A 23937-nucleotide genomic window follows, 5' to 3' on the forward strand; every position below is an offset into this window, starting at 1 on the left:
TAATCGAGGAAAAAGACTGGGCTTAAGATTCAATTTAATTGCGGGAATCTATAATTTAGAGCTGAGCAAAAAATGAATTATGAAAGAAGTCTATTATAATGCCATTAATAGATATAAAAAAGGGTTCAAATAATTTTTTGAATATAAAAGAGTGGGATATATTAGAGAATGTAGAGAATTTAAAAGACTCTTCCAAATTAGTTGCGTGGGAGAAAGATTTTGTTAATAAATTTTCTAAAATTAAATATTCGCATCCACATTATGCAAATAATCCTATATATCTACAAGCATATCAAAGGGATGAGGAAGGGAAAGTAATATTTGATAAAGATGATAATCCCATTCCAATTGAAGGAACAGAGGAGTTGTATGACATAATTAAAGAAGATCGACTAATTGTTTTGAATGATCCAATCGGAATGATTGAGGATCTGTTAAATATAATTGAATATAAGAAAAATTTATTTACTTCAGATCTAGATAAAAAAGTTTCAAGCTATGACGAATATTTTAACCTTGAAAGCTAATGTACAGGGAAAAATATTTACTGAGGAACTAAGTGATATAAAAACTCAGTATGACAGAAAAGTAATTTCTGAGGAAATGGGTAGACTTTCGTCTCTTGAGCAAGAAGGTTATGAAGTTAATAGACAAATTACGATTCAATATGAAAATAGATACTATGATTATACGTTAAAAGAAATCGAAAATCTTAATAAAAATGTCAAGAAAGAATTTGAAGATGCTTGGTACAAGAATGGTTTTTTTAGTAAATCATTTTCTAGTTATTATAAAGAAGAGGAAATGATTCAGTGGCTTGAATTATTAAATATGCAAAATGAAAATTATGTTAATAATAATTTATTGCCATTAATTGAGAAATATTTAAGTTTTTTAAAGTCCGATATTTTATTTAAATATATGGAATACAGTTTTGATCATGAAACTAAATTTTCTGCGACTAATTTTTTAGAAATTTGTTCTCGAATAATAGGTGAGTCTGATACTTTTAAAATTGTTTCAGAGTATTATTCTAAATTGCTAGATGAAAGTGATTTCAGTAATGGAAAAAACTATCTATTTCGTCTAATGACCTATGATTCTAAGAATATTCAATCAAAGGTTATAGCGGCTTCAGGGACATTAAATACTTATCAAATGACAGGTGTGGCATTTGCGACATCTCAATTGATTGATGAATCTGGTTTGAAAATATTAAATGGTGCTAATACTCAACTTAATCATTTGTCAGAAAGATTAAATAGCCTAAATAATTTACTAAGTGAGCAAATTGGAGGGTGTGCATCAAGAGTAATTAATGGGCAGGCAAAAAGAACATTTAATAAAACAGTTGCAATGAAATCACTTGAAACATTCTCAGATAAGTTGCTCATAGGTAGTGAGTATGAAGGTACGCTCAAACAAGTAACACAGAAAATTATCAAAGATTTTAATATTGATTATTCTGATTTAGTCTCTAAAAATAATCAAAGTAAAAGAAATGCTAAGAAAGCATTAAATTTGTCATATATAGCGAATATACAAAACTTGATTCAGGGTATTTTTATTTCAAATACAGATTTTTATAAATATGGAGAAAAAAATGTTAGAATAAAAGTGGTATTATTTAAAGATCGATCAGGGAGTTTAATCACAGGTGATGATGTGGTTCGAAATACTCAAGGAGAAATTATAAAAGCGCAAGATGATATTAATAAGGGAGAAGCTACTAAAAAGGCAGTTTATGCAAGAACGGGTACAGGTTTTGGTTTTGGTGTATTTGCTTTTAATTTACAATTTGTAACCCTTCTTGGAGCAATAGAAAAAACAACAGGAAGTGCACAAACACAATTTGAATTAGCTGCTGCATTAAGTGCTACTGTAGGTAACATTGCAGATGTGTTTAGTCGTAAATTAGATGCAAAAATAAAACTTATAGGTAGTGATGCGAGATCAAAAAGACTGCTTGAAGTACAACAGCGTATCATGAGATACGGTCTTTATGGAGCAGCATTAATTCTAAGTGGGATTGAAGTTTATAAAGGGATCAATGCAAGCAAACATAATAATTATGTGTTAGCTTTTAGTTATTTGGGTAATGCTAGTATGATTTTTTGGAGTACAAGCTTATTTGTTCGTGGAGCAAACTATTTGCGGTTAGGTTTAACTGGGGGATGGTGGGGGTTAATTACTTTACCGATTTTATATGGTATTTCACAATGGATTGAGTTTCAAAAAAATAATGTGATGAAAGAGTACATTGCAAAATCATTGTGGGGAGTTGAAAGTGCAGGTTGGTCGTTAGGTGGTGATGAGCAAGCCTTTAAAAACTCAGTAGGTAGTTAAAATGCTAAAAAATGATTATCAATGTGCTTTAAATACTATAGGTAAACCTTTTGAAATTAATGTGCGAAATAAGAATTTTCAAACGAGAATAAGAGAATTTAAATTAGAGAATTCGGAAAATATTCAACCTTTTGCTCATCGTAATATCATACGTATAAATTCAACTTATCTTGAATTGCTTGATAGTTGGGATGATATTCGAGGTATGCCAACGGCATTATTTTTACCTGCATTTTTTGTACTTTTATTTGGTTTTGTAGGTACTCTTTATACTTTGTTTTTAACAATAATAGATAAAGAATATGCAATAGCAATAGCATTTTGTCTTTTATCTATTTTTTTTTCTTATTTAATTTATAATTTTTATACGATGGGTGGTAAAACCGATTTATTTGGAAAAACATATTATCCTATCCGCTTGAATAGAAAAAATCGAAAAGTTTATGCTTTTTCTCCTTATAGGGGAAAAATTATTGAGCTCGATTGGGATGCTTTAAGATTTTCAGAAATGGGGTTCCATACAGGCTTTGAAAGGGAAATTCGAGCAAGTGTTGTCGATGAAAAGGGTATAGTTCAAGAAGAAATTATTTTATTTCGATATAGATCTTATATTAATGATATCGCTGAGAATAAGTTGGCATTTTTAAAAATCTATATGGATACAGATGACTTAAAGACTGTAGATCATGAGATTTCAGAATACTTCGATATTTATAATAGAAAGGAAACAGCAAAAGAAACATTAGAACGTTTATATTTGGCTTTTAACCATGAGGAATGGGAGACGAATCAGCGTAATAATAAGAAGGATTTAGTAGTGTTGTTTTACGAAATGCTATTCGCTTTCCCGTTATTCTTTCTAAGACGGTTGGGTTTAATCTTTTCAAAAGTTCCTATTTGGCCTGAATATATAGAACAAGAGTGTGCTGTTGCTGAAAATGACCCTTATGATTCGATGAAAAATAAACGTAAACTGCCACCAATACAATTTACCTTAGTTGAAATTATACTTCTAAGTGTGGGATGTATTGTGATGATGAGTTTGGCGGGATTATTTTTTTATGCTGTGGCTTATTGGGGTTTGCATAGATAATATTTTGAAAAGTATAATTAGTTTAAATAAATATTGAAATAAAAAGCCCTTCAGGGCTTTTTATCTATAACTTAAGGTAATTGCTTAATCGGACTACCACCCAACGCCTGCATCAAAGTTACATAAGCATTGTATTGACTCTGCTTAGTTTGAACCAAAGACAGTCGTGCATTACGCGTGGTCTCCTGTGCATCAAGCAAGTTTTTTAAGGCAATCGCACCATGACGATAACGCACTTCAGTCAAACGCTCGGTCTTTTCTGCAAGCTGTAAATTACGTTCTTGTAATGCAACTTGTTGGCTTAACTCAGTACGATTGGATAGTGCATTTTCCACATCGGCAAAAGCCTGATACAAGGTCTGACGATATTGAATAATGGCTTTTTCATAGTCTAAGTCACTAATCGCCAAATCCTTTTTCATATCGTTATATTGCAAGAAAGGTAAACTTAAACTTGCACCCAATGCCAAAGCAGGATTTTGCAATAAATTACTCAAAGAGGTACTACTCGAGCCTAAACTGCCAGTCAAACTAATCGAAGGGTAGTAACTCGCTTTCGTTGCATCTTTATTTGCCAAAGCTTTACGCAATCTTAATTCGCTCGCTTGTAAATCTGGACGGCGAGACAACAACTCGGCAGGTAAACCTGCTGCAATCGTCGGTAATGCAATTCGAGGTAAACGCTGCGGCTCTGAAATATTCAGTTGTTGCACAGGTTGATGCAATAACACAGCCAATGCAGTCCGAGTTTCTACTTTTTGTTGGGCAATTTGGCTTAAGGTCGCTTTTTGACTTTGCACCGATTGCTCGGCTTGCGTTAGATCTAAACCTGACACAGCACCGGCTTTATATTGCACCTTGACCAAGTCATAGGTTTTTTGCGTACTGGCCAAATTTTGCTGCGCAATACTGTAGCGCTCATTTAAATAGCCAAGTTGCCAATATAGGTTTGCTGTTGTTGCAATCAAACTTTGGGCAGTGGCTTGCAGGTCTTGTTCAGTTGCTAAAGCTTCCCATTTTGCGGCCTCAGTCTGGCTAGCCAAACGACCAAATAAATCTACTTCATAACTGACGCCACCACTGAGTGATACACCTTTTGATGAGTCATCACCTGAGTTAAGGTTAAAGTTATGCCCAGTTGAAACACTTGAACTCACGCGTGGCCCTTGCTGATTCTCAGCCAAACCAGCTTTTAGTCGAGCTTGCTGTAAATTAATACCTGCAACAGCAAGGTCTGTATTGGCAGCTAAAACTTGATTCACCAACTGGTTCAATTCAGCATCATTAAACAATGTCCACCATTGGTCAGCATAAGTATCTGCATGAACTTGCTGACTCATGGCTTTCGCATTTTGAAATTGCGTCGGGATTTGTGTTGCAGGGGCTTCATACGGCGTCTTAACCACAGCGGCACAGCCGACTAAGCTACTTCCGAGAATGAAGGCACTTGCAAGTTTAGTTAAGGTCATTTGCATCATTATTTCCTTATTCGCGAGAAAGCGCATCGACAGGGTTCAGCTGTGCGGCATTACGTGCAGGAATAAAGCCAAACACAATACCAATCATACTAGAGCAGACAAAAGCAGCAACGATAGACGTCGTTGAATAGGCCATTTGGAATGTTCCACCGGCAAAATGACTAATCAATTGTCCAATACCTAAAGATAATAAAACCCCAAGCACACCGCCTAAGATACACACCAACACCGCCTCAATCAGGAACTGCTGTAAAATATCACTTTGACGGGCACCCACGGCCATACGTACACCAATTTCTTGAGTACGCTCAGTCACAGAAACCAACATAATGTTCATGACCCCAATACCACCGACGATCAATGAAATCACCGCAATCGCAGACACCAATAAGGTCATTGTTGCAGTGGTTTGTTGAATGGTTTCACGGATACTATCGGAGTTTTGTGTAAAGACATCTTGCGCGCCATGACGTTGCACTAACAAGTTTAATATGGCGTTTTCAGCAGCGGCACTTGGGTATTCATCTTTTACGCGGACAATGATGCTACGTACGTTCGACTGCCCCAGCATACGACTCATAACCGTTGAATACGGCAAATACACATTCAGGCTATCTGAGTTGCCCATCATGCTTTTTTGTTCTTCGATCACGCCAATGATACGGCTCGGCACACTGCCTAATAAAATCACTTGACCCACAGGGTTGGTGCCATCTGCAAAGAAGGTATTTTTAGTATTACTATCAATCACCACATCTTGCGCTTGCTCAGTCACGCTTTCTTTATCAAAAGGCTGACCCGAAGCGAAGTTCATTCCTTTGACATAGAAGAAATCTTCACTCACGCCATTTACTGTGGTTGACGCTTCTGTGTCTTTAAAACGTGCTGTGACAGATGAGTTGACTGATGGACTGACACCGTCAACATAAGGTTGTTCCGCAAGGGCCGTCGCATCGGCTGGAACCAATGTTTTTACTTGCGATGATCTTGAGTTATCACCAAATCCACGACCTTGATACACCGTGATGGTATTGGTACCTAAACTACTGATATTTTCTAAAATCTGCTTTTGCGAACCATTCCCAAGAGCCACAACAGAAACCACAGAGGCAATACCAATAATGATCCCGAGCATGGTTAAAAATGTTCGCATACGGTGAGCATTCATGGCTAAAATCGCCATACGGAAGGCTTCACCTAAACGGTCAACGGCAGAGCGCCAGCTTGAGGTTTTTTTCTGTGTGTTTGGAACGAGTTGTTGTTTTTCTAAAGGTTCATCATCTGTTTCAGGTACATTGGGCTGATCTGAAATGATGTTACCATCTGAAATTTCAATAATTCTAGTCGCATTTTTTGCAACATTATGGTCGTGCGTGACCAAAATAATGGTATGACCTTTGGCATTGAGTTCGCGCAAAATCCGCATTACTTCAATACCACTATTCTTATCCAATGCACCGGTCGGTTCATCGGCAAGAATAACATCGCCACCATTCATGAGGGCACGCGCAATCGATACACGTTGTTGCTGACCACCCGAGAGTTGGCTCGGACGGTTTTGGGTTTTTTCACCCAGTCCAAGATCGGTTAGTAGTTGCTTGGCACGTGCATTGCGTTCGGTTGCATCTGCACCGGCATAGATTGCAGGAACTTCGACGTTACCAGCAGCATTCAAATCACCGAGTAAGTGATAGCGCTGGAAAATAAAGCCAAAATATTCACGGCGTAACTGTGCCAGTTCATCTGGTTCAAGTTCACGGGTTTCACGCCCCTTGACCTTGTAACTGCCATTGGTTGGCTTATCAAGGCACCCCAAAATGTTCATGAGGGTAGATTTACCAGAACCGGACTGACCTACAATTGCTACCAGTTCACCTGGGTAAATCTCAAGATTAACCCCTTTTAGAATTTGGACTGTGCTTTCACCGGCAGGGAATTCACGCGTCAGATTCTTGACCTCGAGTAGAGGTGTTTGATGTTGACTCATGATTACATTCTCATTGGGCCGCCAGCACCACCGCGGTTGCTGCGTTTCGCTGAATCATTTGAAGTATCAGAACCGTCGGCAATCACGACTTTGTCACCTTGTTTTAAGCCACGGATCACTTGTGCGGTCACACGGTTATTTAAACCGAGTAATACCTGTTGTGGTTGAGCTGAACCATCGGCTTGTAGTACACGAACCATCGCAACGCTGGCTTTACCTTGTTTGACCAATGCTTTTTCAGCTTCAGTCAGTTCTAAACGTTTAGGACGGTTTGGATTGTCTTTGTTCGATCTAGCTTCTGCGTTGGCATTTTTATCAGCAGATTGACCATTTGCAGATGCATTATTACGGCTACGTTGTGGACGGTTCGAGGTTTGAACGGCTGCGGCAGGTACAGTCAAGACATTCTTGGCTTCATCTAAAATGATATACACCTGAGCAGTCATATCGATACGCAATTTACCGTCTTCATTTGGGACATCAAATAACGCGTTGTAGTAAACCGCAGTACTTGAAGACGAAGAGGTGTTGTTGTTACTTTCGGTGTTAATTGAGTTTGGCGCAGGCTCAACTTGGCGCAGGGTAGCATAGTGTTTTGTTTCACTGTCGCCCAAGGTTGTAAAATAAACGTTTTGACCTTCTTGGACTTTCATCACATCGGCTTCAGAAATTTCAGCTTTAATGGTCATGGTGTCGAGTTTTGCCAATTTCACAATGGTTGGCGCACTTTGGTTGGCATTTACGGTTTGGCCTTCTTCAGTCACAATCGCCACGATGGTTCCATCCATAGGTGCAACAATTTGTGTATAGCCTAAGTCTTCTTTTGCAGTCGCTAAAGTTAAACGTGATTGTTCGATTTGTGCATTAATGGCTGCAATATCAGCTTGCGCAGTTTTATAACTTGCTAGCGCAGATTCAAGTTCTGCACGACTAGTCGCGTCTTGAGCGTACATTGCTTGTTGACGATTATATTCAGCTTGGACTTTTGCAAGATTTGCTTGTTTAACTGCCAATTGCGCTTGTTGGTTTTTGATGCTGGCTTCTGCAGTTTTTAAATCATTTTCCTGACGTACCGAGTCAATACGGGCAATCAGCTGACCTTGTTTCACTTCATCACCGAGTTGCACATACATCTTTTTCACCTGACCAGAAACCTGTGCACCAACACTCACCATTTTGGTTGCTTCAAGTACACCTGTTGCAAGTACAGAGTTTTCAATGTCACCACGACTCACTTCAGCAGTAATATATTGCGGCTGAGTTTCTTTAGGTTTTAGGAAATGCCATGCAGTGACAGCGATTGCCAAAGCAACGATGATGGCTACGATCAATTTTGCTGGTTTTATTTTTGGCATGATTGGCAGTTAAAAGTTTATAAAGATGATTGAATTATAAGATTTAAATACGGATAAATTGTGAACTTTTTGAACAAACAGTAATGATAATTATTCTTTCATACTGGAATGCAAGTTATTACAGCCTTTTATTAGACTAGAAGAGTCTGCGCCCACACAAGCTGGCAATAGCTTGTTGTACCAAGTGCTCAGGATTTTCATGACCTAAACCTTTTATTGACGCGTCTAAACGAAGTAATAGGGCAGGCCAAGTCAAAAAATCGTTCGCATTTAAACGGCGTAACGCTTGTTGATACAGCCCGACTTTGGTTTTCCAAATACCGATTTGCAAGGCATTTTGTGGCTGCTCAAACAGTTGCATCAGCAAACGCATTTCCTTACTGATACTCCATAAAATCAGCGACATCGGCTCGCCTGAAGCGATTAAGTATTGAAAGATTTTTATCGACTGTGCCAAATTGCCTTGCAGCATGGCATCATTTAAATCGTAAGTGGTATAGCGTGACTGATCTTGTAAGCAAGAGTACAGATGATCAATCTGAATCATTTCAGCTTCAGGAAAAGTATCTGCGACACGCATTAAACTATTTTTTGCAGCCAGTAAGTTGTGCTCATGATGCTGTTCTAGCCATTGCCAAGCATCATTGGCGAGTTTAATGCCGAGCTTTTGTGCTTCAACGGCCAAAATTTGCTGACGATCTTTAGGGTAGTTTGCAGTCAGTGCAACATTGACTCCATTGGCATCAATGGTTTGGAAGAAACTGGTCTTTAAACTCGCACTGTCTTGCTTCGGCATGACCACGAGCAGCAAGTTACTTTCATTTTGCTGCAAATAGCTTTTTAACAATTTTAGTCCATTGGCATCGGGTTTAATGCTGCCATGTGCCTCAATTGCCAGTTGACTGGAAAATAATGACAAGCTATTTAAAGCATTAAAGACATGTTTCCAATCAGCAGCAGAGCTAATGTCATACCGTTGACGCTCGACTTCTCGAGTGTTCCAACTCTTACGAAATGCATCCAGGAGATTTTGTTCAAGTAAAGGCTCTTGACCATGCAGCACCCAGGCACCTTGCGCTTCATCTACACGTTTTAATGCCTGAAGATAGTCAAGTTTCATAAATCAAAATTACTCAGCTTTGGTTGGTGCAGTTAGTGGGTTCGCTTTTGGTAAACGGTTTGATGAAATTTGGCGCACGATCTGTTGTGCAATGTCATCAATAATCACTTGTTTTAAATATTTTTCTTCTTGGTCATCGGTGTTCACGGTTGCTACGTCGTATTGGTAGCTACGTGTTGCCATCAATGTGCGGGGTTCAGTCACAGGGTTGCCTTGGGCATCTTCAATTTGGAACGTCACATTCAAGCGCAGTAAAGTTTCAACCAATTTACCATTGAGTTCTAAACGTCGCGGAGTGTAATCCAACACATGTAAGACATATGCATTTTGATTATTACTCAATTGCACGCCTGCAGAACCTAAATAAATCGCTAACTTTTCATGTAAGTCATCTGTATCTTCAGGAAGTGCCAATCGCATATTGGAATAGGCTACAGGTACAGCAGCAGGGTTGGTGCCTTTTAAATGAAAACCACAACCGACCATGCCTGCGCTCAGGCCCATAGTTAATACAATTGCAGCAACACGTTGAACCAAGTGCATAAAGTGTCCTCTGTTTCCCGAAGGGATAATGTTGAAATCCTGTGTGGATTGTAAAGTCAAAGCCCGTTGACTCGCAACGGGCTTTGTTTGGGAATTGTGAAATCCTTTTGTTCCCTCTCCTCATAGGAGAGGGTTAGGGGGAGGTTAATTACCCTCATCCCAACCTTCTCCCAAAGGGAGAAGGAAATATAAGGAATTTAAACCACCAAGTTCACTAATTTATTCGGCACCACAATTTCTTTCTTGGTTGGACCAGTCAAGAATTGTTGAACTTCAGGTAATGCTTTTGCTTGGGCCAAAATGTCATCTTTAGAGGCATCGACAGACACTTCTAATTTGCCACGAAGTTTACCGTTCACTTGCACTACAATCGTTTGTGTATTGCGAGTCAGCGCAGATTCATCTACAGCAGGGAAGCGTGCTGATGTTAATTCGATACCAAACTCAGCCAATAAGGTTTGGCTTAAATGTGGTGCAAACGGAGCCAGTAAAGTTAGAAGGGTAATGATTGATTCACGTGCAACGGCAACGTCGTTGTCATCTTTCGCTTCAAACTTATTGTTTGCATTCAAAAGTTCCATCATCGCAGCAATTGCGGTGTTGAAGGCATGACGACGCGCAATGTCATCACCCACTTTTTGAATGGTTTCGTGTGTTTTACGACGTAAGTCTTGTGCAGCGGTAGAAAGTGTCGCTTTGTCGATGTTTACAGCAGAGTTGCCTTGTTCAAGGAAACCTGTTGCTAGGCGCCATACACGTTTTAAGAAACGGTTTGCACCTTCAACACCAGCGTCAGACCATTCTAGTGATTGATCTGGTGGTGCAGCGAACATCATGAATACACGTGCAGTATCTGCACCGTATTGGTCAATAATCGCTTGCGGGTCGATACCGTTATTTTTCGATTTCGACATTTTTTCTTGACCGCCAACCACGACGTCTTGACCATCACCTTGATATTTCGCAGAAATGATACGGCCTTTTTCATCACGTTCTAAATCGATGTCAGCAGGGTTAAACCAAGTTTTCTTACCTGACTCAGATTCACGGTAGTAAGTATCCGCAAGAACCATACCTTGAGTAAGCAAGTTGGTGAATGGCTCGTTCCCTTGTACCACACCTTCATCACGCATCAATTTGTGGAAGAAGCGTGCATAAAGTAAATGAAGAATTGCGTGTTCAACACCACCGATGTATTGGTTCACAGGTAACCAAGTTTGACCCGCTTCAGGTTTCACCATACCGTCAGTGAAATCTGGAGATGCATAGCGTGCATAGTACCAAGATGATTCTACAAAGGTATCCAAAGTATCTGTTTCACGACGAGCATCGCCACCACAGCATGGGCAAGTTGTTTCGTAGAATTCAGGCATTTTGTTGAGTGGATTGCCTGAACCATCCGGCACCACGTCCGTTGGCAATACAACTGGAAGTTGTTCTTCAGGTACTGGAACCTGACCACATTTTTCACAGTTGATCATTGGAATTGGACAACCCCAATAACGCTGACGAGAAACACCCCAGTCACGTAAACGGAATTGAACTTTCGAGTTGGCAAGTCCAGTAGGTTCTAATTTTGCAAGGAATGCATCGTACGCGCCTTGTAAGTCTAAGCCGTCAAATTCGCCTGAATTCACCAGTTTGCCGTCTTTAGAGCCATACCATTCTTGCCAAATTGTTGCGTCAAAGTCTGCATCGTCTGCACCTTTGGCATCAATCACTTGCTTGATGGTTAAGCCATATTTATTCGCAAATTCGAAGTCACGTTCATCGTGTGATGGAACCGCCATCACCGCACCTGAACCGTAAGACATCAAGACGTAGTTTGCGATCCAAACAGGAACTTCTTCACCTGTAACTGGGTGCTTCACAGAAAGACCAGTTGCCATGCCTTTCTTTTCAGCAGTCGCAAGATCAGCTTCTGCAACAGAACCCATACGGCATTCTTCGATAAATGCAGCAAGCTCAGGATTGCTTTCCGCAGCTTTAAGTGCCATCGGATGTTCTGCTGCAACCGCAACATAAGTCACACCCATGAGTGTGTCAGCACGAGTGGTAAATACAGTTAAACCATCTGCGTAAATATCTGGATTCGCTGAAGGGAAGGTAATTTCCATACCCTGTGAGCGACCAATCCAGTTACGTTGCATGGTTAAAACTTGCTGTGGCCAGCCGTCTTTTAATGTTTCTAAATCGTCAAGTAATTCTTGCGCATAGTCAGTGATGCGGAAGTAGTACATTGGAATATCACGTTTTTCGACCAATGCACCAGAACGCCAGCCACGACCATTTTCAACTTGTTCATTCGCCAAAACAGTTTGGTCTACAGGATCCCAATTCACTGTAGAAAGCTTACGGTAAATTAAGCCTTTTTTATAAAGCTGAACGAATAACCATTGTTCCCATCGGTAGTATTCCGGTGTGCAAGTCGCGAATTCACGATCCCAATCTACAGAAAGACCTAACTTTTTAAGCTGATTACGCATGTAATCAATGTTTTCAAAAGTCCATTTTGCAGGAGCGACTTGATGGGCAATCGCCGCGTTTTCAGCAGGCAAACCGAAAGCATCCCAACCCATGGGTTGTAGCACAGTTTCACCTTGTAAACGGTGGAAACGGCTGATCACATCACCAATGGTGTAGTTACGCACATGACCCATATGCAGTTTGCCACTTGGATAAGGGAACATAGAGAGGATATAACGACGTGGTCCTTCTACTTGGTCGGCAACTTTAAAGGCTTTGCGATTTTCCCAGTCTTGTTGGACTGTAGGTTCAATCGCACTGGCTTGATATTCAGGGTCAATGTGAGTAGTAGTCATAAACGTAAATAGAAATAACGGTTAAAAAGTTTGTGCTACAGCATAGCGCAAAATACGCCTAGAGTGAATTTTGCGATGCTGTGTAGATGTAAATAATTTAAGTCAAAATTGAAGGCTTTGGCGTAAATTATTGTGGTGCGGAGGCTACGGCTTGACCTTGGCGGAGCGCTGCATTGGCTTCGCGTTGTTGTTCCGCCAGTTGCTCATTTTGTTCATTCGACTGTTCGGCTTCACGTGAAACCTCTTGTTGATTTTTGGCTGGAGCAGATTGCGTAGTCGTTGTTGCACCATAGGTATTCACTTTACCTTTACGCTGCGCATTTTTTGGCGGTGGCGTGGTGGTGTAATGCGTTGAACCTTTTGCATCCACCCACTTGTAATATTCTTTCGCTGAAAGGTCCAAACTGGTCAGGCAAAATGCCATGCTAGATAAAATACAGGCAGTGCGAGCAATCGTCGTCTTCATCATAAATTCAGTCCCATAGTTAGAGTGATCATGCAAAATTATGCTGAAAATTTTGCGCTTTTTTGACAGTAGAATCTATGCATTTTTTAGCACAAAGGATAAAAGGGACATCGCGTGGGATGAATAACTTTGTGAATGATGAATTGGGGGATTTATAAGCAATAAAAATATTGGATTCTTATCATTTAACCTATGCAGCAACTTCAATGTAAGGCAATTGAATTAAAAACATACATCCATTCATTTAATTTATTTATTGGATTTATAAAAGTATTTTATTAAATACATGCTAACTGGTTATAAATAAACAAACTACAAAGAATACGAAGAAAGAGAGGGTGCTTAAAAAACAAACGGTCTGTAAGTAATCAGAAAAAAGCCGATTTTTAAACTTGACTTTAATGGTTGAAACTACAAAAATGCTGTCTTTAGTTTTATATGCCTTAGATCGATCACCCTTCGAATGAGTGCATTTTAGCAATGGACTTCTTCTCTAGCCGAGACGTTGAACAAAGCCAACAAAATATGTTTATCCCAACATGTTTTAGACCCCATATTGCTCAAACAGCAAGCAGGTCAGATTTTTTTCTTATTGCTATGAAAACTATGAAATTTGTGTGCTATAACAGAGCACACAGTTAATGAATTAACCACGACAAATGCCCTCCATTTGTGCGTGAAAAAAGATTAGGGTGAATCACGTTGGAACTTTTATCTGGTGGTGAAATGCTTGTTCGCGCTTTAGCGGACGAAGGCGTTGAACATGTTTTTGGATACCCAGGCGGCGCAGTACTGCATATTTATGATGCGCTATTTCAACAAGAAAAAATCAATCATTACCTAGTGCGCCACGAGCAAGCTGCTGGTCATATGGCTGATGCTTACTCACGTGTCACAGGTAAAACAGGTGTCGTATTGGTGACATCTGGTCCTGGTGCAACAAATACCGTAACTCCAATTGCAACTGCCTATATGGACTCAATCCCAATGGTGATTTTGTCAGGTCAGGTTGCAAGCCATCTTATCGGTGAGGATGCGTTCCAAGAAACGGATATGGTCGGTATTTCGCGCCCAATCGTAAAACACAGCTTCCAAGTACGTCATGCAAGCGAAATCCCTTCGATTATTAAGAAGGCATTTTATATCGCTTCAAGTGGTCGTCCGGGTCCTGTTGTCGTTGATATTCCAAAAGATGCAACGAATCCTGCAGAGAAATTTGCTTACGAATATCCTGAAAAAGTGAAAATGCGTTCGTATCAACCGCCGCATCGTGGTCACTCAGGTCAAATTCGTAAAGCAATTGATGAATTGATTCATGCTAAACGCCCAATTATTTATTCAGGCGGTGGTGTGGTTCAAGGCAACGCTTCTGCACAGTTGACAGAACTTGCACATTTATTGGGTTATCCAGTAACCAGTACTTTAATGGGTCTTGGTGCGTATCCGGGCAATGATGAACAATTCATTGGTATGTTGGGTATGCATGGTACTTATGAAGCCAATATGACCATGCACAATGCAGATGTGATTCTGTGTGTAGGTGCGCGCTTCGATGACCGTGTAACCAATAACCCAGCGAAATTCTGTCCAAATGCGAAAGTCATTCATATTGATATTGACCCAGCAACGATTTCAAAAACAATTATGGCGCACATCCCAATTGTGGGTGCAGTAGAGCCTGTATTGACTGAAATGTTGGCGCAATTAAAACAATTGAATGTGTCTAAACCAAATCCTGAAGATATCGGGGCTTGGTGGAAACAAATCAATGAATGGCGCCAAGTTCATGGTTTGAACTATGACAAACCAACTGATGGTTCGATGAAGCCACAGCAAGTTGTTGAAGCGTTGGATAAAATTACCAATAGTCAAGCCATCATTACTTCAGACGTTGGTCAACACCAAATGTTTGGTGCGCTTTACTACAAATACACACGTCCACGTCAATGGATCAACTCAGGTGGTCTAGGAACCATGGGTGTAGGTTTGCCATATGCTATGGCAGCTAAACTTGCCTTCCCAGATCAACAAGTAGTGTGTATTACTGGCGAAGCATCGATTCAGATGTGTATCCAAGAACTATCTACATGTAAGCAATATGGCTTGAATGTAAAAATTCTATGCTTGAATAACCGTGCATTAGGTATGGTTAAGCAATGGCAAGACATGAACTACGAAGGTCGTCACTCAAGCTCGTATGTTGAGTCACTTCCTGACTTCCCTAAATTAATGGAAGCGTATGGTCATGTGGGTATTCAAATTGACCATGCAGATGAACTCGAGTCGAAGCTTGCTGAAGCGATGGCGATCAATGACAAGTGCGTGTTTATTAACGTGATGGTTGACCGTTCAGAGCATGTATATCCAATGTTGGTTGCTGGCCAGTCAATGAAAGATATGTGGTTAGGCAAAGGAGAGCGCACACAATGAGACATATTATCTCTGTACTTGTAGAAAACGAAGCAGGTGCGCTTTCACGTTTGGTAGGTTTATTCTCTCAGCGTGGTTATAACATTGAGACATTAAACGTAGCGCCAACAGAAGATCCGACGCTTTCGCGTTTGACTTTAACCACGTATGGCGATGAGCATAAAATTGAACAAATCACCAAACAACTCAACAAGCTTGTCGAAGTTGTTAAAGTTGTTGATTTGTCTGAAGGTGCTCATATTGAACGTGAATTGATGTTAATTAAAGTCAAAGCACTTGGTTCAGCGCGCGCAGAAATTAAACGTACTGCGGATATTTTCCGTGGACAAATTGTAGACGTAACACCAACGACATATACCATTCAAATCGCAGGTACAACTGAAAAGATAGATGGTTTTATTGATGCCTTAGCTGAAAATACAATTCTAGAAGTTGTACGTTCAGGTGTTTCAGGTATCGCACGTGGCGAAAAAGTTTTAACTATCTAATTTTATATTTTCACCTCACTCCTATGGGTGAGGTACTTGAAACGTGAATAATCAAACAGAATCACGTTATCAAGTTAAAGGAAACAAAAGCATTTTAGCGGAGACAGCAATGCAAATTTTTTACGATAAAGACACAGACTTATCTATCATCCAAGGCAAAAAAGTAGCAATCATTGGTTATGGTTCACAAGGCCATGCTCATGCGCTTAACCTTAAGGATTCAGGCGTTGATGTAACTGTTGGTCTACGTGCTGGTTCTACTTCTTGGAAAAAAGCTGAAAATGCTGGTCTTAAAGTTTCAGAAGTTCCTGCTGCTGTAGCTCAAGCTGACTTAGTTATGATTTTGACTCCAGATGAGTTCCAATCACAACTATACCGTGACGTAATTGAGCCAAACATCAAGCAAGGTGCAACGCTAGCATTTGCTCATGGTTTCTCTGTTCTTTATAACCAAGTTGTTCCACGTGCTGACCTTGACGTAATCATGGTTGCTCCAAAAGCGCCAGGTCATACTGTACGTTCAGAATTCCAACGTGGTTCAGGTGTACCTGATCTTATCGCTGTTCACCAAGATGCTTCTGGTAATGCACGTAACGTTGCGCTTTCTTACGCTTCAGGTGTTGGTGGCGGCCGTACTGGTATTATCGAAACTTCATTCCGTGAAGAAACTGAAACTGACCTTTTTGGTGAGCAAGCAGTTCTTTGTGGTGGTGCTGTTGAATTGGTTAAAATGGGCTTCGAAACTCTTGTTGAAGCTGGTTATGCACCAGAAATGGCTTACTTCGAATGTCTACACGAACTTAAATTGATCGTTGACTTAATGTTCGAAGGCGGTATCGCGGACATGAACTACTCGGTATCAAACAATGCTGAATATGGCGAATACGTAACTGGTGTTGAAGTAATTAACGAACAGTCTCGTGAAGCAATGCGTAATGCACTTAAACGTATTCAATCTGGCGAATACGCGAAGATGTTCATCCAAGAAGGTGCGTTGAACTATCCTTCTATGACTGCTCGTCGTCGTCAAAACGCGGCGCATGGTATCGAAGTAACTGGTAACAAGTTACGTGCGATGATGCCTTGGATCCAAGCGAACAAAATCGTTGATAAAGAGAAAAACTAATTTCTTGAATCAATTGATTTGAATATGAAGACCCACTCATTTTGAGTGGGTTTTTTAATATCTAAAGTTACGTGCCTTAAAAATAGAAAAGCATACTTTTCTATTTTTGCGTACCTTGGATCCAAGCGAACAAAATCATTGATAAAGAGAAAAACTAATTTCTTGAATCAATTGATTTGAATACGAAGACCCACTCATTTTGAGTGGGTTTTTTAATATCTAAAGTTACGTGCCTTAAAAATAGAAAAGTAGTGCTCTCATTCCTTACGCGTCACTCAAAACAGTGTGCTGCCTCGTTGTACTTCGTACAAAACAATGTTTTGTAATCGTTCATACTTTGGATCCAATCGAACAAAATCGTAAGCAAAGAAAAGAATTTATTTAATTATCTTTTGAGTTTTATGATACAAGGAACCCAATATTAGCGTGGGTTAGAATAATGATTTTATATAAATATGTGAGTTTTGAAGCTGCTTTAACGATTTTGAAAACAAAATCTCTAGGTTTTTCACATTTAGAAGATTTTAACGACCCATTTGAATGCACTGGTTTTGGTTTTTATGATTTGGATGTACCGACATCCGTAGCAATAGGGGCATTCCGTAATCAGTTTTCTAGAAAGTATGTGATTTTAAGTTTGACTAGAACCGCTTTAAATCCACTCATGTGGTCACATTATGGGGATAGTTACAAAGGTGTTGTGATCGGAATTGACACATGCAAAGCAGGTTTTGAAGATGGTGATCAATTTATTATTCCTTCAACAAAAGGAGAGTTGAGATATTTAAAAACAGCGCCGAAGCAGGCCAATGTGGCAAGTGTTGAAAAATTAATGTCGGTAGGAAATTCAAATATTTTAAATTGGGATAATGAAGAAGTTTTAATAAAGCATGGTTTGCTTTATAAAATGCAGGAATGGGCATACGAAGAGGAAGTACGTATTGTAAAGAATATTAGCGATGCTCAATTCGGGTATCACTTTTCTACAAAAACACATGCATATATCAATGACCAACTTTGGCAAAGAGTCCAATTGCAAACGCGTCCAATTTATACATTAAAATTGCCTGAAGAAGCCTTTGTTGAAGTATATGTTGGGAAAAATGCATATATTGATCTTAGAAGAAAGCAAGAGCTTGTGAAACCAGTAATTGATCATAAGGTAGATCAGTTTGAATTGCTGAAAGATCTATGTATTGAATCTAATATTGGTTTGAAATGCATTTCATTAGATTTGGAAACTTGGGCTTTAAAAGCGACTCCAATTTAATCTGATGATTTGAGTTGTAGGTGGTTTCAAAACTCCTATATTTGTGTCATCTGTGTTGAATTTAGGTTGTGATAGAGTAGGCATTATTCATGCTGTATGGAGTGTGTAATTGCAATGAAAATATCAAAAATCTCTCTTTTACTCGCTCTTTGTCTACCAGTGGTGAGTTTTGCACAAGAGGCAGATATAACACTGCCTGAGTTAAAGCCTTTACCTGATGTTCGGATATCCATGCAGCGGATGCTTCGCTCGACTGAAGGACGCTATTTCTTAGATTTGTATGCTGGTATATGGAATCCGCACGGGACTTTGACTGATCTGCAAGAGCCCAAACAAATTAACTTTAAAGGGACTCAAAAAGCTGATTTTATAGATCTGAATTCAGTCAATGTTGGGACTGAACAAAGTGCGGCAACTGCTTATCGATTGGCAGGAACCTTGAATGCAAATACAGGCTCGTTTAAAGCTGAACTGATGGAAAAAACGGCATCACCATCTACAAGTTATCTACAGTTTGAACCTGCGTTTAAAGCAGTAGATAAACCTATCCTGTTGTTTAAGTTCTATGGAGTGCAATCCGCAGATCAGCCTTATGGCAAATCTCTAAAGCGCGTAGATGTAATAAATAAGTCAAATGGCGAGGTACTACAGTCATTACAAGGCTTTAATGCCTTTGGGAATAGTATGGGATTCTTAGATGTAAACTTTGATGGATACTATGATGTTGTACTCTCAGACACTTCTGATGGTCGAAAAATAGAAGATAAGCGATTTATTTATTGGCTGTACAATCCTAAAACGAAGAATTTTCAACGCTCACCGCAATTGGAGAAAATTGCTGGCTTCCCAAAATTAAAAGGAGAGCTGCAGCAGATCGACTTTGGATCAGGTCAAATCTTTCGAGTCGATCAAGGATTGCTTTATCCAGTCAGTGAGTAAGTTAAATTTTTTAAAAAGCCCCATAACTTGGGGCTTTTTTATTTATAGAATTTTCTAAAGAAGAATTCAGGCAGTTTTAAAAGAGGTAGTCCGTATTTTGAATAAAAAAGCAAAGTAAAATGAGTGTTGAAAGAGAGGCGGTGAATTTATATATATGTGATAAATCACGTAATAAATGAGATTCTAAAAAATAGGAAAAACAAAAAATGAAATTTAAAGAAAGAAAATATGATTTACAAAAGCTTAACATTGGAAACTAAGACGTGTTTCAAAACCTGTAATTTAATACAAAGGCTCAGTATTTGGTGACGTAATTCTTGTATTGCGTTTCAAAAGACATACCTGAAAGTAGTGATTATATATTTAATATTCTATTTAAAATTTAAATTTAATCGGTCGTTACTATTAATATAGTTGAATATTCATGTAATATTGTTTTGTTTGAAAATTATTTTGAACTATTTCACAAATATTTGATGAAATATGTAACAGCCTATATTATTTTTAATGTTACTAAATTTAATAAAAACAATTAGATATAATATACCAAAAAATAGGGATATGAAAAAAATCCCCAAAATTTGGGATAAAGAGAAAAATTAAATAAAAATATAAAAATTAAAAATATTTAATATATTACAAACACATAATTTAAATATTTGTAAAAAATAATATTACATGAATATTCGTGTGAAATTTCCATATTAGGTTCTTTTTTTCTCAACATGATTAAGAATGAATCAGCACCTAGGGAAAGTAAGATTAATTAGTTTTTCTTAATAAATATCCTTTGATGCACATACTAATAAATCTCATATGAGAATGGAGAAGTGAAATGTCTACATCTAAAATTTTAACCGCAGTACTATCTGCAACATTGTTCGTAGCACTTCCAGCAACATCTGCAATCGCTGGTGGTAAAAAAGAATCTAAACAATGTGGCGGTGCGCCGTGTGAAGGCGAAATCGACATCGAGTTACAGATTCTGAAAGCATGTGAGCTTTTGGTAGGTAAAGACATCAAACTCGTTGAAGACAGTTATACAGGTGCTAGTAGCTTTCAAGTTACAACAAACACTCCATATACACTGAATTTATCTACAATGAATGCAGGCACAAGTGCAGATACTTTTGTAAAACATGAAACGACTACTGATAAAGTAGCTACAAAAATCACGACTACAAAAGGTGGTGTGAATTATCCAATCGGCTCTACACCTGTAGCTGGTATGAGTGTTGATAACTTCACAGTATCTGTTGCTCCAAAAACTGCAATTTCAGCGACTCAACGTGCTGGTACATACAAAGATACTTTATATATTAAAGTAGCTTACTAATCCAAATTTAGGGAGTTGATTCTACACAGTTAGGGTCAACTTCTTTTTATTTTGAATTGATAATAATATTTAAATGTACTGGGGTGAGTATATGAAAAGTTTATTCAAAGTCGTTTCATTAAGTTTAATGACTTGCTTATTGAGTGCTCAAATATTTGCAGGTATTTCAATTAGCCCTGTGCAATTATATTTAACCGATAAATCTAAACAACGCAGTGCGACATTTACTTTGGAATCGAAAGGGGATGATGAGACACCACGTATTTTTGAAGCTAAAGCATTTAAATGGACTCAAAATGCTGCAGGTGAAGATATTCTTTCACCTGAATCCAATATTATTATCAATCCGAAAAATTTCATTCTAAAACCAAACTCAAAACAAATGGTTCGTGTGGGTTTTACTCAATCTGTAGAGAGTATGAATCTACAACAAGAAGAAGCATGGCGTATTATTTATACTGAGCTACCTCAAGTGACGAACTCTGAATCGAAAATTGCACTGTTATTAAGTATTAATGTGCCATTTTTTGTCGGCAAACAAGAACCCGCTTATTTAAAATTTATTGCCAAAAAAATGAATGGTCGCACCATTATTCAGGTTGAAAATTTAGCAAAATCACACATTCAAATCCAAAAACTTTATGTCATCGATAAAAGCAAGAAAACAGTCGCTGAATCTTCCGATATGAAATATTTATTGGCATTAGGTAAAAACCAATACGACATCGGGAATGTTTCTTTACAAGGCGCTAGTAATTATAAAGTCGTTGTGGAAACAGATAAAGGTGACACTCCTTTGGAGTTTAATTTAGTTGAGTAGTGGCTATGAACAGAATTACATTGCTTCTATATTGTATTTTATGTGCTAATTCTGCTCATGCAGAAGCCGTTGATATGCCTGATGATTTATTTCCAACCAGTATTTGGGTAAACGAAGTAGACCGCAAGAGCGAAGTATTATTACTGACTGAAAATAACAAGTTTTATATAGAGTGCGCAGATCTTGATAAGCTGCAAATCAAAGTAGAAATTCTGAAACGACATGCAACTAAAAATTCATTTTGTTTGGTAACGGATCAAGATATTCAGTCTGGATTTGATTCTCAATTGCAAGCCGTCAAAATTAATCTTCCATCAAAATATTTCTTTGGGCTAGAAACTGATACCTTAATCAGCCAGCCGATGCCTGCAAATTTTGGTGCATTTCTTAATTATGAAATGCATTTTGAAAATAATACTCAACATAATAATTTTGGTGTGCTACCTGAGCTGGGCGTGTTTAAAGACAATTGGATTTTAAGAAATAATGCCTTTTATCGAAATAATAAAGGAGATGATTATCGTGAAGAAAAATTCGTCAGGTTAAATAGTAGTCTTGAGTTTGATTTTTCTAAAAGTGCGACCAAACTGATTATTGGTGATACGACCTCTGCATATAGTGCATTAATTCATGGTGTGCGATTTGGTGGTTTGAGTTTTGGTACAGACTATACGTCACGCCCAGATTTCGTGTATTGGAATATTCCAAGTCTAAAAGGCAGTGCGGTTTTACCTTCGACTGTTGACTTATATATTGATGGCGTAAATATTTATCAGAAAAAGATTTCACCTGGAGATTATAACTTACAAACAGGTGCCAACATTGAAAGTGCCGGTACAGCGCAAATGGTTGTACAAGATGTATTGGGGAATACTACTGTTAGAAGCTTCCCGGTATTAATTAGTAGTAAATTGCTTAAAGAAGATTTAAATGATTACAACATATCATTAGGGAAACTACGCTTCAGTTATGACGAAGAAAATAGCGATTATCGCGATTTTTTCAGTTCAGCCTATTGGCGTAGAGGTGTTACCAGTCGTACCACTTTAGGTGCAAGTGCTACCTATAGTGACAAAGTAAAAAATGCAGGACTGCTATGGACGCAAGCGGTCAATCGATGGTTTGTTTTAGACAGTATTTTTTTAGGCAGTAAAACCGATAATGACGATGGTTATTCTGCAGGTTTGGCTATCAGTCGTAATTTTGGGAAACTCAATTTTGGTGTGAGTTCACGCTACGCTACAAATGATTATCGGGCGTTGGGCTATGAAGATAATCATATTTTTCCAAAATTTGAAAATATGGCGTATTTAAGTTTTGCTAATTTTCCATTCTTTCAAAATTTAAACCTGAACTATATCGAACAAACCCAGTATGAATCTAATGATCCTTTATTTGAATTAGAGGATCGCAAAATGCTCACTGTAGGTGTGAGCCGCGAAATTACACAGAATTTAATGTATACCGCCAATTACTTTAAAGAATTTGGTGATAGCGATGACTCAGGTGCCTTTATTACATTTTCTTATAATTTTGGTGGTGGTAAACGTATTCAGGCTGATGCAGGTACCAATAAATCCGGCGGTGTACGTTTCATCCAAAATGCATTTGGTGAATATGGTGCAAATTATGCGCTCGGTGTGGATTATCGTAATGATGAAACGGTATTAAATGCCTATGGTGGTTTGTCCACTGATGTTGGGGATTTAACCCTAAGTCATCTCTATAGTGAAAATGATTCAACAACCCAGGTTGGCTACCGTGGTGCTATGGTGTGGTTGGGCGGTCAATATGCATTGACCAGTTTTGTCGATAATGCCTTTGCTTTAGTGAATGTTGGTGGTCGTGAAGATATTGATGTCATGCGATCAATGTCTCCAGTCGCGAAAACCAATAAAAAAGGCTATGCCTTTGTACACGATATCGTTCCTTATATTAATTACGATATTTCATTCGATGAAAACCAATTGCCGATCGAAAGCAAAGTTCCGAATGCTGCACATCGTTTAGTCGCATTAAGACAGCGTGGTTATAACATTAATTTTTCAGTATTTGATACACAACAAATATTGGTCAAAATATTGGATGAACAAGGTCATCAATTTGTGGCAGGAAGTGAAGTTGCAATTGATACCCCAGAAGCTGATGTTTATCCAGTGGGTTCAGATGGCACGGTAATGTTATATGGTTTGGTTGAAGGCTACTACAAGTTGACGGTGAGGACCAGTGGTGGTCGATCTTGCCAAACAGCGTTAACAGTGCCGAAAAAGGTAGAAAACCAAACTCCTGAATTAATTACATTGAAGTGTAAATAAAGG

The 23937-nt window shown here is 38.6% G+C and carries 18 protein-coding genes; 11 read left to right on the forward strand and 7 right to left on the reverse strand.

The genetic code is table 11. The features are described from left to right. Nucleotides 1–98: 98 nt before the first annotated feature. The 3 genes from AC25JC_RS12705 to AC25JC_RS12715 are packed head-to-tail and all read left to right on the forward strand — an operon-like array spanning nucleotide 99 to nucleotide 3439. A complete protein-coding gene (locus AC25JC_RS12705; protein ID WP_486924178.1) occupies nucleotides 99–527 on the forward strand; it encodes a hypothetical protein in 429 nt (142 codons plus the stop codon). Beyond that, nucleotides 499–2346 (forward strand): hypothetical protein, encoded by a 1848-nt coding sequence (locus tag AC25JC_RS12710; protein WP_486924179.1) that lies wholly within the window; start codon nucleotides 499–501, stop codon nucleotides 2344–2346. Before AC25JC_RS12705 ends, AC25JC_RS12710 begins: the two co-directional genes overlap by 29 nt. A 1-nt stretch (nucleotide 2347) precedes the next feature. Further along, nucleotides 2348–3439, forward strand: a complete 1092-nt coding sequence (locus AC25JC_RS12715; RefSeq protein ID WP_180115855.1) for a DUF6708 domain-containing protein — start codon at nucleotides 2348–2350, stop codon at nucleotides 3437–3439. Nucleotides 3440–3510: 71 nt separating this feature from the next. Here the strand turns inward: AC25JC_RS12715 and AC25JC_RS12720 are convergent, their stop codons facing one another. The 7 genes from AC25JC_RS12720 to AC25JC_RS12750 form a co-directional block, all read right to left on the reverse strand. Beyond that, entirely contained in the window at nucleotides 3511–4914 is a 1404-nt protein-coding gene (locus AC25JC_RS12720) for an efflux transporter outer membrane subunit (RefSeq protein ID WP_180115854.1), read from the reverse strand. Nucleotides 4915–4924: 10 nt separating this feature from the next. Continuing rightward, nucleotides 4925–6904: a MacB family efflux pump subunit gene (locus AC25JC_RS12725; RefSeq protein ID WP_180055667.1), complete on the reverse strand. Its 1980-nt coding sequence runs from the start codon at nucleotides 6902–6904 to the stop codon at nucleotides 4925–4927. Nucleotides 6905–6906: 2 nt separating this feature from the next. Beyond that, nucleotides 6907–8259 (reverse strand): MacA family efflux pump subunit, encoded by a 1353-nt coding sequence (locus tag AC25JC_RS12730; RefSeq protein WP_486924180.1) that lies wholly within the window; start codon nucleotides 8257–8259, stop codon nucleotides 6907–6909. A gap of 136 nt (nucleotides 8260–8395) precedes the next feature. Then, nucleotides 8396–9379, reverse strand: a complete 984-nt coding sequence (holA, locus tag AC25JC_RS12735; protein WP_180021025.1) for a DNA polymerase III subunit delta — start codon at nucleotides 9377–9379, stop codon at nucleotides 8396–8398. A gap of 9 nt (nucleotides 9380–9388) precedes the next feature. Then, complete coding sequence (locus tag AC25JC_RS12740) at nucleotides 9389–9922, reverse strand: LPS-assembly lipoprotein LptE (protein ID WP_078192675.1); 534 nt, start codon at nucleotides 9920–9922, stop codon at nucleotides 9389–9391. Between the two features lie 197 nt (nucleotides 9923–10119). Continuing rightward, on the reverse strand, nucleotides 10120–12744 hold the full coding sequence (leuS, locus tag AC25JC_RS12745) for a leucine--tRNA ligase (RefSeq protein ID WP_180115852.1): 2625 nt from the start codon (nucleotides 12742–12744) through the stop codon (nucleotides 10120–10122). A 127-nt stretch (nucleotides 12745–12871) separates the two neighbouring features. Continuing rightward, entirely contained in the window at nucleotides 12872–13168 is a 297-nt protein-coding gene (locus AC25JC_RS12750; protein WP_373684107.1) for a DUF4124 domain-containing protein, read from the reverse strand. Nucleotides 13169–13912: 744 nt separating this feature from the next. Here AC25JC_RS12750 and AC25JC_RS12755 point away from each other — a divergent pair. The 8 genes from AC25JC_RS12755 (at nucleotide 13913) to AC25JC_RS12790 (ending at nucleotide 23934) form a co-directional block, all read left to right on the forward strand. Continuing rightward, on the forward strand, nucleotides 13913–15640 hold the full coding sequence (locus tag AC25JC_RS12755; protein WP_078192673.1) for an acetolactate synthase 3 large subunit: 1728 nt from the start codon (nucleotides 13913–13915) through the stop codon (nucleotides 15638–15640). Then, entirely contained in the window at nucleotides 15637–16128 is a 492-nt protein-coding gene (gene ilvN / locus AC25JC_RS12760; RefSeq protein ID WP_078189625.1) for an acetolactate synthase small subunit, read from the forward strand. The genes AC25JC_RS12755 and ilvN overlap by 4 nt, the downstream gene beginning before the upstream one ends. 109 nt (nucleotides 16129–16237) lie before the next feature. Continuing rightward, nucleotides 16238–17254, forward strand: coding sequence for a ketol-acid reductoisomerase (gene ilvC, locus AC25JC_RS12765; RefSeq protein WP_078192867.1), 1017 nt, complete (start codon nucleotides 16238–16240; stop codon nucleotides 17252–17254). A 439-nt stretch (nucleotides 17255–17693) separates the two neighbouring features. Next, on the forward strand, nucleotides 17694–18524 hold the full coding sequence (locus AC25JC_RS12770; RefSeq protein WP_249683113.1) for a DUF2971 domain-containing protein: 831 nt from the start codon (nucleotides 17694–17696) through the stop codon (nucleotides 18522–18524). Between the two features lie 114 nt (nucleotides 18525–18638). Next, a complete protein-coding gene (locus AC25JC_RS12775) occupies nucleotides 18639–19463 on the forward strand; it encodes an XAC2610-related protein (protein ID WP_257227484.1) in 825 nt (274 codons plus the stop codon). An 835-nt stretch (nucleotides 19464–20298) separates the two neighbouring features. Further along, nucleotides 20299–20799, forward strand: a complete 501-nt coding sequence (locus AC25JC_RS12780) for a hypothetical protein (RefSeq protein ID WP_078192670.1) — start codon at nucleotides 20299–20301, stop codon at nucleotides 20797–20799. Nucleotides 20800–20890: 91 nt separating this feature from the next. After that, nucleotides 20891–21619 (forward strand): fimbrial biogenesis chaperone, encoded by a 729-nt coding sequence (locus AC25JC_RS12785; RefSeq protein ID WP_180093362.1) that lies wholly within the window; start codon nucleotides 20891–20893, stop codon nucleotides 21617–21619. A 5-nt stretch (nucleotides 21620–21624) separates the two neighbouring features. Then, the gene (locus tag AC25JC_RS12790; protein ID WP_180115849.1) at nucleotides 21625–23934 is read left to right on the forward strand and encodes a fimbria/pilus outer membrane usher protein; all 2310 of its coding nucleotides are present in this window, start codon (nucleotides 21625–21627) and stop codon (nucleotides 23932–23934) included. Nucleotides 23935–23937 lie beyond the last annotated feature (3 nt).

This window comes from Acinetobacter sp. P37, from assembly GCF_057480965.1.